General features: G+C 71.4%; 11 protein-coding genes. 9 read left to right on the forward strand and 2 right to left on the reverse strand.

Annotation, left to right across the window (positions count from 1 at the left end):
* Window positions 1-34 precede the first annotated feature (34 nt).
* From mgtE to H2041_RS02035, 5 genes are all read left to right on the forward strand, one after another.
* Window positions 35-1,462 carry a magnesium transporter gene (gene mgtE / locus H2041_RS02015; RefSeq protein ID WP_293408902.1) on the forward strand — a complete coding sequence of 476 codons (1,428 nt, stop codon included), beginning with the start codon at window positions 35-37 and terminating at the stop codon, window positions 1,460-1,462.
* A 67-nt stretch (window positions 1,463-1,529) separates the two neighbouring features.
* Complete coding sequence (locus H2041_RS02020; RefSeq protein ID WP_293408904.1) at window positions 1,530-2,978, forward strand: glycoside hydrolase family protein; 1,449 nt, start codon at window positions 1,530-1,532, stop codon at window positions 2,976-2,978.
* A 110-nt stretch (window positions 2,979-3,088) separates the two neighbouring features.
* Window positions 3,089-4,255, forward strand: coding sequence for an isovaleryl-CoA dehydrogenase (locus H2041_RS02025; protein ID WP_293408908.1), 1,167 nt, complete (start codon window positions 3,089-3,091; stop codon window positions 4,253-4,255).
* On the forward strand, window positions 4,252-4,650 hold the full coding sequence (locus H2041_RS02030) for a DUF3574 domain-containing protein (protein ID WP_293408910.1): 399 nt from the start codon (window positions 4,252-4,254) through the stop codon (window positions 4,648-4,650). The genes H2041_RS02025 and H2041_RS02030 overlap by 4 nt, the downstream gene beginning before the upstream one ends.
* 71 nt (window positions 4,651-4,721) lie before the next feature.
* Window positions 4,722-4,922, forward strand: a complete 201-nt coding sequence (locus H2041_RS02035; RefSeq protein ID WP_293408911.1) for a hypothetical protein — start codon at window positions 4,722-4,724, stop codon at window positions 4,920-4,922.
* 299 nt (window positions 4,923-5,221) lie between these two features.
* Here the strand turns inward: H2041_RS02035 and H2041_RS02040 are convergent, their stop codons facing one another.
* The gene (locus H2041_RS02040; RefSeq protein ID WP_293408913.1) at window positions 5,222-6,991 is read right to left on the reverse strand and encodes a patatin-like phospholipase family protein; all 1,770 of its coding nucleotides are present in this window, start codon (window positions 6,989-6,991) and stop codon (window positions 5,222-5,224) included.
* Between the two features lie 47 nt (window positions 6,992-7,038).
* On the opposite strand from H2041_RS02040, the gene H2041_RS02045 reads away from it, so the two are divergent.
* The 4 genes from H2041_RS02045 to H2041_RS02060 are packed head-to-tail and all read left to right on the forward strand — an operon-like array spanning window position 7,039 to window position 11,805.
* The gene (locus tag H2041_RS02045; protein WP_293408914.1) at window positions 7,039-8,646 is read left to right on the forward strand and encodes a carboxyl transferase domain-containing protein; all 1,608 of its coding nucleotides are present in this window, start codon (window positions 7,039-7,041) and stop codon (window positions 8,644-8,646) included.
* 13 nt (window positions 8,647-8,659) lie between these two features.
* Window positions 8,660-9,499, forward strand: coding sequence for an enoyl-CoA hydratase-related protein (locus H2041_RS02050; protein ID WP_293408915.1), 840 nt, complete (start codon window positions 8,660-8,662; stop codon window positions 9,497-9,499).
* Complete coding sequence (locus H2041_RS02055) at window positions 9,496-11,385, forward strand: biotin carboxylase N-terminal domain-containing protein (protein WP_293408916.1); 1,890 nt, start codon at window positions 9,496-9,498, stop codon at window positions 11,383-11,385. The genes H2041_RS02050 and H2041_RS02055 overlap by 4 nt, the downstream gene beginning before the upstream one ends.
* 9 nt (window positions 11,386-11,394) lie before the next feature.
* Window positions 11,395-11,805, forward strand: coding sequence for a DUF1489 domain-containing protein (locus tag H2041_RS02060; protein ID WP_293408918.1), 411 nt, complete (start codon window positions 11,395-11,397; stop codon window positions 11,803-11,805).
* A 7-nt stretch (window positions 11,806-11,812) separates the two neighbouring features.
* On the opposite strand, the gene panC is transcribed toward H2041_RS02060, so the two are convergent.
* Window positions 11,813-12,670: a pantoate--beta-alanine ligase gene (gene panC / locus H2041_RS02065; protein WP_293408920.1), complete on the reverse strand. Its 858-nt coding sequence runs from the start codon at window positions 12,668-12,670 to the stop codon at window positions 11,813-11,815.
* Window positions 12,671-12,718 lie beyond the last annotated feature (48 nt).

Below are 12,718 nucleotides of genomic sequence, written 5' to 3' on the forward strand. Positions count from 1 at the left end.
CGGTAGATCGTCGAAGTCCGAATAGGAGGTCAGCATGAGCCGCGACTTGGCCGACCCCGAAGACGAACTCGACATCGACACCGAGTCTGAAGAAGACCTGGAAGACCTCGCGCTCGGCGAGGACTATGCGCTCAATCCGCAGTTCGTCTCCATGGTCGTCGACGCCGCCGACCGGGGCGATTCGGAGCGCCTGCGCGACCTGCTGAGCGCGCTGCATCCGGCCGATGTCGCCGACCTGATGGGCTTCCTTTCGGCCGACTATCGCGAAGAGGTGCTGCCGCACCTCGATCCCGAGGCGCTGGCCGAAATCCTCTCCGAAATGGATCACGAGATCCGCGAAGAGGTCCTCGAGGCCGTGGCGCCGGAGACCCTGGCCCGGGCCCTGGGCGAACTCGACTCCGACGACGCCGCCGATGTGGTCGACGACCTGGAGGCCGACAAGCGCGCCCAGGTCCTGGCCGCCATGCCCGAGACCGAGCGCGCCGCCATCGAGAGCGCCCTGTCCTACGGCGAGGAGACGGCCGGGCGCCTGATGCAGCGCGAGGTCGTCGCCGCCCCCCAGTTCTGGAGCGTCGGTCAGGCCATCGACCATTTCCGGCGTGAGGCCGACGATCTGCCGGAGCTGTTCTTCGACGTCTATGTGGTCGACCCGTCCTACCACCCGGTCGGCGCCGTGCCGATCAGCACCCTGCTGCGCTCCAAGCGCGACACGCCCCTGGCCCAGATCATGGAGTCCGTGTCGGACATCCCGGTCGACATGGACCAGGAGGAGGTGGCCTACATCTTCGACAAGTACCACCTGATCTCCGCGCCGGTGGTCGAACCCGGCGGGCGGCTGGTCGGCCAGATCACCGTCGACGACATCGTCGGCGTCATCCACGAGGAGAGCCAGGAGGACATTCTCGCCCTGGCCGGCGTGTCCGATGCGGGCCGGAACGCCGACGTGATGGACATCGTCCGCTCGCGCCTGCCCTGGCTGCTGCTCAACACCCTGACCGCCGCGCTCGCGGTCAGCGTCATCCAGGCCTTCGAGGACGAGATCGCCCAGATCGTCACGCTGGCGGTCCTGATGCCGATCGTCGCCTCCCTGGGGGGCAATGGCGCCACCCAGACCCTCACCGTCGCCGTCCGCGCCCTGGCCAGCCGCGAGCTGTCGGCCTTCAACGCCCTGCGCACGGTGGGCCGCGAGATGCTGGTGGGGCTGCTCAACGGCTCGATCCTCGCCGTGGTGACGGGGGCGGCGGTCTATGCCCTCTTCCGGGACGTGGGACTGTGCGTCGCCTTCGCCGCGGCCCTGGTCATCAACATGTTCATGGCTTCGGTGGCCGGCGCCCTGGTCCCCCTGGCCCTGGACCGCATGGGACGGGACCCCGCCGTTTCCTCCGCCGTCTTCGTCACCTTCGTGACCGACTTCACGGGGTTTTTCGCCTTCCTGGGCCTGGCGGCGCTCATCCTGTTGTAGCCGGCCCCTATCTTGCGATTGGGAGGGCGGACCTTGCGTTCGTGTCCCAACTTGGATCAGGACGGCCATGAAACCGCGTCACCAGATCTCCCGCGCCGCGATCGACCTGATCAAGCGGTTCGAGGGCTACCGCGCCAAGGCCGCCCGGCTGCCGGACGGCCGCTGGACGATCGGCTACGGCCACACGCTGACCGCCCGCGAGGGCGCCGAAGTCTCGGAAAAGGACGCCGAGGCCCTGCTGCTCTACGACCTGATTTCGGTGGCCCATACGGTCAACGACCTGACCTACACGCCGCTCAATCAGAATCAGTTCGACGCGCTCTGCTGCTTCGCCTTCAACATCGGGCTGGACAATTTCCGCCGCTCGGCCGTGCTGCGTCGCCTCAACGAGGGCCAGCTCCTGCAGGCCGCCTGCGGCATGGAGCTCTGGCGCAAGGCGGACTTCGAGGGCGAGCGGATCGTGATCGACGCCCTCGTGCGCCGCCGCGCGGCCGAGAAGACCCTCTTCCTGACGCCGATGGACGGCTGGGTGCCGGCGCCCTCGCCGGTGCTGCGGCCCAATGTCGACGCCGACATCGCCGGCGTCGTGCCGCGCCAGACGCCGGTGGCGGTTCGCGCGGCCATGGAAGGCGTCGAGGCCATCGCCGTGCGCGATCCCCAGGCGACGCCGCCGCTGCCGTCTCCGCCCGACGAGGAGGAGGCCGAGCCGAGTCCGGCCCAGGCCGCGGCCGCGGCCATCAGCTATCGCCTGCAGGCCATCTTCCGCGAGGATCCGCCGGCCGCCGTCGAGGCCGAAGCCGCGGCGACCCCGAGGGAGGAGCCCACCGTCGCGGATGTCGAGGTCCCGGCCGAGGTGGCCGCCGTCGAGGCCATGGTCGAGGCTCCCGCCGAGGCCCAGGATCACGCGCCCGCCGGGCCGGAGGCGCAGACGGCCCCGGACCTGGAGGCGCGCCCGCAGGAGGATCTGAGCGCGCCGCCGCCGCCTGCGCCCGCGCCGATGGCCATGGGCGCCGGCGGCCGCGCCTTCGTCCTGACGCCGCCCGAGGAGGCGCCCGAAATCGAGCCTGCGCCCGCGCCGGCCCGCCAGGCGACCGACGCTTCGGCCGAGAATCCCTCCGGCCCGAGCCTGTTCGACCGCCCGCAACCGGCCAACGACGCCCTCGACACGCCCGAACCGCCCGCGATCGGCGGCGGCGCGAGCGAGGCCGACATCGTCCGCCTGGTGCAGGAGGACGAGCGGCACGCCTCGATCATGACCTTCGAACCGCTGCCGCCCTCCGATCAGAAGGCGGGGCTCGCCAGCCTGCTGACCCTGGCGGGCCTCGGCCTGGCCCTGTTCGCCGGCGGCCTCTTCTGGGCGTTCAACGCCCGTGTGACCGAGGACGGCCTCGTCAGCCCGCTGACGGTCGGCTGGGTCGCCGGCATTCTGGGCGTCGCCCTGTTCGGCCTGGCCGCCTACCTCGTCCTGCAGCGGCTGAGCGGCGAGCCCGGCGATGAGGACGAGGGCTACAACTGAAGACAGCGAACCTGCCGCCGCGACGCGCGGGGCAGGACTTCGCCAGAGCCAGGGCGGCGAGGGTGGATTCCGCCCTCGCTGCCCTTTTGCGTGCATGCTATTTGCCGGGAATGATCCCGAACCATGGTCCCACCCTCGAATTCGGGCTCGGCGAAACCGCCGACGCCATCCGCGAAACCACCGCCCGGTTCGCCGCCGACGAGATCGCCCCCCGGGCCGCCGAGATCGACGAGTCGAACAGCTTCCCGCGCGAACTCTGGCCGGCCATGGGCGCGCTCGGCCTCCACGGCCTGACCGTCGAGGAAGAGTTCGGCGGGCTCGGCCTGGGCTATCTGGAGCACGTGGTCGCCATGGAGGAGGTGAGCCGCGCCTCGGCCTCCATCGGCCTGTCCTACGGCGCCCACTCCAACCTCTGCGTAAACCAGATCCGCCGCTGGGGCTCCGACGAGCAGAAGCGCCGCTACCTGCCGCGCCTGATCAGCGGCGAGCACGTGGGCGCGCTGGCCATGAGCGAGGCGGGGTCCGGCTCGGACGTCGTCTCCATGCGGCTGCGCGCCGAGCGGCGCGGCGACCGCTATGTGCTCAACGGGACCAAGTTCTGGATCACCAACGGCCCCCACGCCGATGTGCTGGTGGTCTACGCCAAGACCGAGCCGGAAGCCGCCAGCCGCGGCATCAGCGCCTTCCTGATCGAGAAGGACTTCAAGGGTTTCCGCTGCGCCCAGAAGCTCGACAAGATGGGCATGCGCGGCTCCGACACGGGCGAACTCGTCTTCGAGGACTGCGAGGTGCCGGAGGAGAACGTGCTCGGCCCGGCCAATGGCGGGGTCGGCGTGCTGATGAGCGGCCTGGACTATGAACGCGCCGTCCTCTCCGGCGGGCCGCTGGGCATCATGCAGGCCTGCCTGGACGTGGTCCTGCCCTATGTGCGCGAGCGCAAGCAGTTCGGCGCCCCGATCGGCTCCTTCCAGCTGATGCAGGCCAAGGTGGCGGACATGTACGTCGCGCTGAACTCCGCGCGCGCCTATGTCTATGCGGTGGCCAAGGCCTGCGATGCGGGCATGACGACCCGCTTCGACGCCGCCGGCGCCATCCTGATGGCGTCGGAGAACGCCGTGAAGTGCGCCCTCGAGGCGATCCAGGCCCTGGGCGGGGCGGGCTATACCCGCGACTATCCCGTGGAGCGGCTTCTGCGCGACGCCAAGCTCTACGACATCGGCGCCGGGACGAACGAGATCCGCCGCTTCCTGATCGGCCGGGAGCTGATCGGGGCGTGAGGGCCGCGGCCGCCGCGATCGCCCTCGTGCTGGCCGGCTGCGCCGGGGCGCCGCCCGTCGCCTGCGCGCCCGGGGAGACGAGCGGCGAGGTCGCCCAGCTCTTCTTCGGGCGCAACATCGGCGATGAGGTCGGCGTCAGCGAGGCGGACTTCGAGGCCTTCCTGGACGCCGAGGTGACGCCGCGGTTTCCCGAGGGCCTGACCCAGGTCCCGGCCGCCGGGCGCTGGCGCGGAGGCGACGGCCAGGTTCGGCGCGAGCCGTCCTTCCTCGTCGTGCTGGCCTCGGACGGCGCCCTGGACCGCCGCGCGCTCGGCGAGGTGCGGGACGCCTACCGGCGGCGGTTCTCGCAGGAGGCGGTCCTGCAGCTTACAACCCCCGTCTGCATGGCCTTCTGACCCGCCCATCGTCGGGAACCCGACTTCGGGCGGGCGGTTTCCTTTGGGTGACCCCAGAGGAGACCTCCCCCATGCATAAGACGCTGATCGTCATTCCGCTCGCCGTGACCGCCCTGGCCCTGGCGGCCTGCGGCACCACCACCACCCAACGTGCGGCCACGGGCGCGCTCGGCGGCGCGGCCGTCGGCGGCGCCGTCAGCGGCGACGCCGAAGGCGCCCTGGCCGGCGCGGCCATCGGCGGCGTCGCCGGCGCGGCGACCACGCCGCGCTAAGGCCGAGGCGGGCCTGCGCGCCCGCCTTCCGGACGCGACAACGAAAAGGGGCCGGTCCCTCGCGGGACCGGCCCCTCCATTGTCGGACCGCAGCGCGGCGGCCCGCAACCTTTCGAGCGCTTAAGCGCGAGCCTCGAGGGAGGCCCAGGCCACGGTCACCGACTGCGACGAATGACAATGAGACACTGGATCACCTCCTTTCAGTTGTTGAACGACAGAGCCAATATGGGTCGGGAATCCGCGGCGTGCAAACGTCGCCATGGCGCCTGCGGCGTCCTGCCCATCCGCCAGGCGCCGGCTCAGCGCAGACGACGGGCCGACTTCTCCGCCTGGGTCGGGCGGCGGCGCAGCTCGGTGACGGGTTCGCTCAGACGGTCGAGCGCGGCGATCATCGCCGCATAACCCGCCGCCACGGCGGGGTCGTAGGCTTCCCAGTCGCGGATCTCGACCCCGGTCACGTCGGGCGTCACCAGCAGATCGACCGACTCGCGCGCCGCCTGCAGGTCCCGCCCCGTCGGCACCGTGGCCGCGCGCATCAGCAGGGAGACGATCGGCGGCCCCTGGCGCCACGCCCCGGAGAAGATCCACCGCCAGACCGATTCGGGCCGCGCCACGTCCCGTGCGGTGATGCTCCGCCCGCGGGTGACGTCGACGCCCACGACCGGCCCCAGGTGCAGGGCGCTCATCACATCGGCGGGGAAGTTGTTCAGCACCGCTCCGTCGACCAGCACCTCCTCGCCCTGCGTCGCCGGCGGCATCACGCCGGGCAGGGCGATGGTGGCGCGCAGGGCGTCCACCAGCCGGCCGCTGCGGTGGACCTGATAGGCGCCGGTGGTGAGGTTCGACGAGACGGCGAAGAAGGGGAGCCAGAGATCGGAGATGCGCGTGTCGCCGAAGTGCTCGTAGAGGCGTTCGCGGACCTTCTCCCCGCGCGTCATGGCCAGCAGGGGGAAGGCGATGTCGTCCAGGGGGCTGGAGGCGACGAAGGCCTCGCGGATGCGCCGGTCGGCCTCCGTGTCGGACCAGCCCATGCCCAGGCCGGCGGCCACGATCGCCCCCATGGACGACCCGCCCACGAAGTCGATCGGCACGCCCCGCTCCCTCAGGGCGCGAATGGCGCCCACATGGGCGTAGGCGCGCGCGCCGCCGCCCGAGAGGACCAGGCCGACGGAACGCCCCGTCAGCACGCGCGCCAGCCGGGCGGCGTCCTCCTCGTCGTCGCGGCGCATGTGGAAGAGCCGCGCCGGTTGGGCCGAGGCGACCCAGGCTTCGGAGTTGCGCGGCGCCACGCTCTGCCGCGGGTGCATCAGGATCAGGTCGACGAGCTGGTGGGCCTGCAACGGCTGGGCCGGGTGCAGCACGATGTTGTCGGGCGGCGGCGCCGAGACCTTGCCGATGCGGAACAGCCGGTCCACCTGGCGCGCCACCACCGCCCGCCAGCCGTGGTCTTCGCCCTCGGCGGCGTAGAGGACGAAGTCATGGGCCCGCTCGACCTCTGAATACCATTCGGTCGGCGCCATGGCCGCCTCGGCGCCGACGACCGTGACCGTATAGCCCTGGCGCATGATGTGGCGGGCGATCCGCTCGACCACCGGCCGCACGGCCACGGGCTCGCCGACCGTGACGAAGCCGTAGACCGAGGGCTCCGCGCCCGAGGTGCGCAGGGGCGTGCGCCGCGTGCGCTGGATGATCAGCTGGGCGATCTCCAGCATGACGGCCGGGTCGTCCTCGGCGGCGTCGAGGAAGAGGTCGCGGGGGAGGCCGAAGATCTCCGAGTCGCGCAGGGCGACCACGCGAGCCGTGTGCGGACCGCCCGAAAGCAGCGACATCTCTCCGGCCGGCTCGCCGGGCCGGATGACGCCCAGGAACTCCGGCTCGTGGCCCTCTTCCCGGCGAAAGACGCCCAGGCGGCCCGCCCGAAGGAAGAAGAGCTGGTCGGCCGGGTCGCCCGGTTCGAACAGGACGCTGCCGCCGGGCAGGGAGAACCATGCGGCGTCGCCCTCCAGCTGTTCGTGGGTGAACAGCTTGGCGAGCGCGGAGTCGATCGGAATGTCAGGCAGGCTGGCCACGGCGACGGAGCCTAGCGCGGGGGCGCAGGGACCGCTATGCCAGGACCATGACGAGGCTTTCTTCCTCCATCGACCGGCGATCCGAGGCATTTCAGACCCAGGCGGCGCAAAATCGCGACCTGGTCGAGCAGCTTCGAAGGCGAACGGCGCAAGCCGCGCTCGGCGGCCCGGAGGCCTCGCGTCAGCGGCATGAGTCGCGGGGCAAGCTTTTGCCGCGCGATCGCGTCATGCGCCTGCTCGATCCCGGTGCGCCCTTCCTGGAGATCGGCGCCCTGGCCGCCTTCGGCCTCTATGACGACGAGGCGCCGGGCGCGGGCGTGATCGCCGGCGTCGGCCGCGTCTCCGGCCGCGAAGTCATGATCGTGGCCAACGACGCCACGGTGAAGGGCGGCGCCTACTTTCCGATGACGGTGAAGAAGCACCTGCGGGCCCAGGAGATCGCCCTGCAGAACCGTCTGCCCTGCGTCTATCTGGTGGACTCCGGCGGCGCCAACCTGCCGCATCAGGCCGAGGTCTTTCCCGACCGCGAGCACTTCGGCCGCATCTTCTTCAACCAGGCCCAGATGAGCGCGGCGGGCATCGCCCAGATCGCCTGCGTCATGGGCTCCTGCACGGCCGGCGGGGCCTATGTGCCGGCCATGTCCGACGAGACGGTCATCGTCCGCAACCAGGGCACCATCTTCCTGGGCGGTCCGCCGCTGGTGAAGGCGGCCACCGGCGAGGTGATCAGCGCCGAGGAACTGGGCGGCGCCGACACCCACGGCCGCCGGTCCGGCGTCGTCGACCATGTGGCGGAGAACGACGAGCATGCGCTCTCCATCGTCCGCTCGATCGTCGCCAACCTGAACACGACCAAGGCGGTGGACATCGCGCTCGCCGAGCCCAGGCCGCCGGCCTTCGACCCCGAGGAGCTCTACGGCCTGATCCCGTCGGACGTGCGGGCGCCCTATGACGTCCGCGAAGTGATCGCCCGCATCGTCGACGGCTCGGAATTCGACGAGTTTAAGGCCCTCTACGGCGCGACGCTGGTCTGCGGCTTCGCGCGCATCTGGGGCTATCCGGTGGCCATCCTGGCCAATAACGGCGTGCTCTTCTCCGAGAGCGCGCTCAAGGGCGCCCACTTCATAGAACTGGCCTGCAAGCGGCGGATTCCGCTCGTCTTCCTGCAGAACATCTCAGGCTTCATGGTGGGCGGAAAGTACGAGGCCGGGGGCATCGCCAAGGACGGCGCCAAGCTGGTGACGGCGGTGGCCTGCGCCGAGGTCCCGAAGTTCACCGTGCTGATCGGCGGCTCCTTCGGCGCCGGCAACTACGGCATGTGCGGGCGGGCCTATTCCCCCCGATTCCTGTGGACCTGGCCGAACAGCCGGATCAGCGTCATGGGCGGCGAGCAGGCGGCCAGCGTGCTCGCCACCATTCGCCGCGACGGGCTGGAGGCGCGCGGCGAGGCGTGGTCGGCGCAGGACGAGGCGGCCTTCAAGGCCCCGGTGCGGGCCCGCTACGAAGAGGAGGGCGACCCCTATTTCGCCACCGCACGCCTGTGGGATGACGGTATCATCGACCCGGCCCAGACGCGCGACGTGCTGGGACTATCGATTTCTGCGGCGCTGAACGCGCCCGTACCGGAGACGCGGTTCGGCGTCTTCCGCATGTGATGGAGCAAGGCTGATGACCAATCCGATCGTCGATCCGCTGGTCGAGGGCGTCGACACCGACGCCGCCTCCAAGCTGGTCCGCCTGGAGGCTTCGGGTGAGGGCGTGGCCGTGGTGACCATCAATCGCCCGGACAAGAAGAACGCCTTCGACGCGGCCCTCATCCGGGCCCTCTCGGAGACCTTCGAGACCCTGCAGGGCGCCGAGCACGTGCGCGTGGTCTTCGTCCGCGGGGCCGGCGGGACCTTCAGCGCCGGGGCGGATCTCGCCTGGATGCGCGACGCCATCGACTACAGCGAGAGCGATAACCGCGACGACGCCATGGCCATGGCCCAGATGCTGAAGAATCTCTGGGACGTGCCGGCCCTGACCGTCGCCCTCGTGGAAGGCGGGGCCTTCGGCGGCGGGGCGGGTCTCGTGGCGGCCTGCGACATGGCCATCGCCAAGGCCGATGCGAAGTTCGCCTTCTCGGAGGTGAAGCTCGGCATCGTGGCCGCCACCATCAGCCCCTATGTGGTCGCCGCCGTCGGTCCGCGGACGGCGCGGGGGCTGTTCGCCACGGGTCGGGTGTTCGACGCCGCCCATGCCGAGAAGATCGGCCTGGTCACCGAGGTCGTCGCCGACGAGGCGGCGCTGGAGGCGGCCATGGAGCAGCTGATCGACGGCATGCTGGCCTGCGGGCCGGTGGCCGTGGCCGAATCCAAGCGCATCGTCGACCGCGTGACGCACGAGCGGATCGACCGCGGCGTGATGGAAGAGACCGCCCGCACCATCGCCCGCGTGCGGGTGAGCGAGGAAGGCCAGGAGGGCGTCCGCGCCTTCCTTGAAAAGCGTGAGCCGCGTTGGGCCGAATGATCCGCAGCCTGCTGGTCGCCAACCGGGGCGAGATCGCCCGCCGCATCTTCCGAACCGCGCGGCGGATGGGCGTCTCGACGATCGCCATCTATTCCGACGCCGACGCCCAGGCGCCGCATGCGCGCGAGGCCGACCGGGCGGTCCGCGTCGGACCGGCCGCGGCCGCGGAAAGCTACCTGAACATGGAGGCTGTGCTGGCCGCCGCGCGCGAGGCCGGCGCCGAGGCGATCCATCCCGGCTATGGCTTCCTGTCGGAGAACGCCGCCTTCGCCGAGGCGGTGACGGCGGCCGGGCTCGTCTGGGTCGGGCCCCCGCCGGCCGCCATCCGAGCCATGGGCCTGAAGGACGCGGCCAAGGCCCTGATGGCCGAGGCGGGCGTCCCCGTCACGCCCGGCTATCTGGGCGAGGACCAGAGCGCCGCGCGCCTGGCCGCCGAGGCCGAGCGCATCGGCTTCCCGGTCCTGATCAAGGCCGTGGCCGGCGGCGGCGGCAAGGGCATGCGCAAGGTCGACCGCGCGGCCGACTTCGCCGAGGCGCTCGGCGCCGCCCAGCGCGAGGCCAAGGCCGCCTTCGGCGACGACCGGGTGCTGCTGGAGACCTATGTCACCCGCCCGCGCCATATCGAGGTGCAGGTCTTCGGCGATTCCCACGGCCAGGTGGTCCATCTGTTCGAGCGGGACTGTTCGCTTCAGCGCCGCCATCAGAAGGTGATCGAGGAGGCCCCCGCGCCGGGCATGACCGAAGCGGTCCGCCAGGCCGTGTGCGCCGCCGCGGTCCGCGCCGCCCAGGCTGTGGACTATGTCGGCGCCGGCACGGTGGAGTTCATCGCCGACGCCAGCGAAGGCCTGCGCGCCGACCGCATCTGGTTCATGGAGATGAACACCCGTCTTCAGGTGGAGCATCCGGTGACCGAGGCCGTCACGGGCCAGGACCTGGTGGAATGGCAGCTTCGCGTCGCCGCCGGCGAGCCCCTGCCGCTCACCCAGGACGAGATCACCCTGTCCGGCTGGGCCATGGAGGCGCGCCTCTATGCCGAGAACCCGGCCACCGGCTTCCTGCCCTCCACCGGCGAGCTGGAGCACTTCGTCCTGCCGGGCGGCGTGCGGATCGATTCCGGCGTCGAGGCGGGCGGCGTCGTCAGCCCGCACTACGACCCCATGATCGCCAAGCTGATCGCTCGCGGCGAGAGCCGCGAGGCCGCCGCCGCGGCGCTCGCCGCGGCCTGCGCCCAGGTGGAGGTCTGGCCCGTGCGGACCAATGCCGGTTTCCTGGCCCGCTGCCTGGCCGAACCGGACTTTCTGGCCGGCGAGGTGGACACCAGCTTCATCGGCGAGCGTCTGGAGGCGCTGGCGACGCCGCCGGCGCCCAGCCAGACGGCCCTGGCCGCCGCGGCGCTGGGACGGCTGGCCGGCGAGGAGCCGAGTCCTTCCGACCCGAACTCGCCCTGGCGGGCCCTGACCGGCTTCCGCCTGAACGCCGCGCCGGCGCAGACCGTGCGGCTTTATCGCGACGGCGAGGCGGTCGAGGCGCCGATCCCGCAGGACGGCCTCGGCGCCGATGTCCTGCTGGCCCAGGACGGACAGATCGTCGTCTTCGAGGCCGGCGAGGCCTACGCCTTCGAGGCGGTCGCGCCGCAGGCGTTGGGCGGGGAGGGCGCGTCCGGCGACGGCGCGATCACTTCGCCCATGCCGGGCAAGGTCGTGGCCGTCAGCGTCGAGGCGGGCCAGAGCGTCAGCCGCGGCCAGACCCTGGTGACGCTGGAGGCCATGAAGATGGAGCATGCGCTGGCGGCCCCCTTCGACGGCGTGGTGGAGACGCTGTCGGTGGCGGCCGGCGACCAGGTGTCGGAGGGGCTCGTGATGGTGCGGCTCGCGCCGGCGGCCTAGATAGGCGCCATGCCCCTGCACATCATCAAGCTTTGCGTCGGCTGCGACACGGTCGAGGAACTGCTCGACTGGAGAAGCCCCCAGGCGGCGGCCGGACACCCCTGGATCCTGCGCACGCGCCAGACGCCCAAGCGCGCGCCCGAGGTGCTGGAGGGCGGCTCCCTCTACCGCGTCTATAAGGGCGTGATCCTGTCGCGACAGCTGATCCTGGACGTGACGACGGTGGGCGAGGGGCAGAACGCCCGCTGCGAGATGCGGCTGGACGAGACCCTGGTCCGTGTGGCGCCGACGCCGAGGCGCGCCTTCCAGGGCTGGCGCTATCTGGAGGCGAAGGATGCGCCGCCGGATCTCGAGGGCGAGGTCGCCGACTCCGTGCCGCCGGAACTGGCGCGCCAGCTTCGAGAGGCGGGCGTCTGGTAGGCCCGGTTCAGGCCGCCATGTTGTCGATCAGGCGGGTCTTGCCCAGGAAGGCCGCCGCCAGGATGCGGGCCGGGCCGGCGAACGGTCCGGGGCCCGGATGCGACAGGTCCTCGGCGTGGCGCACCTCGAAATAGTCGATCTTTTCGAAGCCGTAGCGCTCCAGGGCCGCGCGGCCCGTGGCCTCCACCTGCTCCACCGTCGCGCCGCCGCGCAGGCGCTCGCCCGCATCCTTCAGGGCGACGTTCAGCCGGCCGGCGATCTGCCGCTGCTCGGGCGTCAGATAGGCGTTGCGGGAGGACAGCGCGAGGCCATCCTGCGCCCGCGCCGTCGGCGCGCCGACGATCTCCACGGGCAGGTCGAGGTCGAGGGCCAGGCGGCGGATGACCTGGAGCTGCTGGTAGTCCTTCTCGCCGAAGACGGCGACGTCGGGCTGAGCCTGGTTGAGGAGCTTGGAGACGACCGTGGCGACGCCCTCGAAGTGGCCGGGACGCGCCGCGCCGTCCAGGGGTTCGGACACGCCCGAAACGGTCACCCGCGTGGCGAAACCCTGCGGGTACATCTCCGACACCGTCGGAGCGTAGAGGAGGTCGCAGCCGGCCGAGGCCAGCAGGGCGGCGTCGCCCGCCTCGTCGCGGGGATAGCGGTCGAAGTCCTCATTGGGGCCGAACTGGGTCGGATTGACGAAGACGCTGGCCAGGACCTTGTCGGCCTTCGCCTTGCCGAGCCGAACCAGCGACAGGTGCCCCTCGTGCAGAGCGCCCATGGTGGGCGCCATCGCCACCCGCAGTCCTTCGGCCTTCCAGGCGCGGACCTGGGCGCGCAGGTCGGCCACGGTGCGCACGATCGGCAGGGGCGGGGCGGTCATGACGGCGAAATCCCATCCGGAGGAACAGGGCGCGCTTATGGCCGAGCG

It is taken from the genome of Phenylobacterium sp. (assembly GCF_013911965.1).
In the GTDB taxonomy this organism is placed as follows: domain Bacteria; phylum Pseudomonadota; class Alphaproteobacteria; order Caulobacterales; family Caulobacteraceae; genus Phenylobacterium.

Excerpts from the sequence above, each read along its gene's own strand:
- mgtE (WP_293408902.1), top strand. The coding sequence starts at position 35 with ATGAGCCGCGACTTGGCCGACCCCGAAGACGAACTCGACATCGACACC.
- H2041_RS02020 (WP_293408904.1), top strand. The coding sequence starts at position 1,530 with ATGAAACCGCGTCACCAGATCTCCCGCGCCGCGATCGACCTGATCAAG.
- H2041_RS02025 (WP_293408908.1), top strand. The coding sequence starts at position 3,089 with ATGATCCCGAACCATGGTCCCACCCTCGAATTCGGGCTCGGCGAAACC.
- H2041_RS02035 (WP_293408911.1), top strand. The coding sequence starts at position 4,722 with ATGCATAAGACGCTGATCGTCATTCCGCTCGCCGTGACCGCCCTGGCC.
- H2041_RS02045 (WP_293408914.1), top strand. The coding sequence starts at position 7,039 with ATGACGAGGCTTTCTTCCTCCATCGACCGGCGATCCGAGGCATTTCAG.
- H2041_RS02050 (WP_293408915.1), top strand. The coding sequence starts at position 8,660 with ATGACCAATCCGATCGTCGATCCGCTGGTCGAGGGCGTCGACACCGAC.
- H2041_RS02055 (WP_293408916.1), top strand. The coding sequence starts at position 9,496 with ATGATCCGCAGCCTGCTGGTCGCCAACCGGGGCGAGATCGCCCGCCGC.
- H2041_RS02060 (WP_293408918.1), top strand. The coding sequence starts at position 11,395 with ATGCCCCTGCACATCATCAAGCTTTGCGTCGGCTGCGACACGGTCGAG.
- panC (WP_293408920.1), bottom strand. The coding sequence starts at position 12,670 with ATGACCGCCCCGCCCCTGCCGATCGTGCGCACCGTGGCCGACCTGCGC.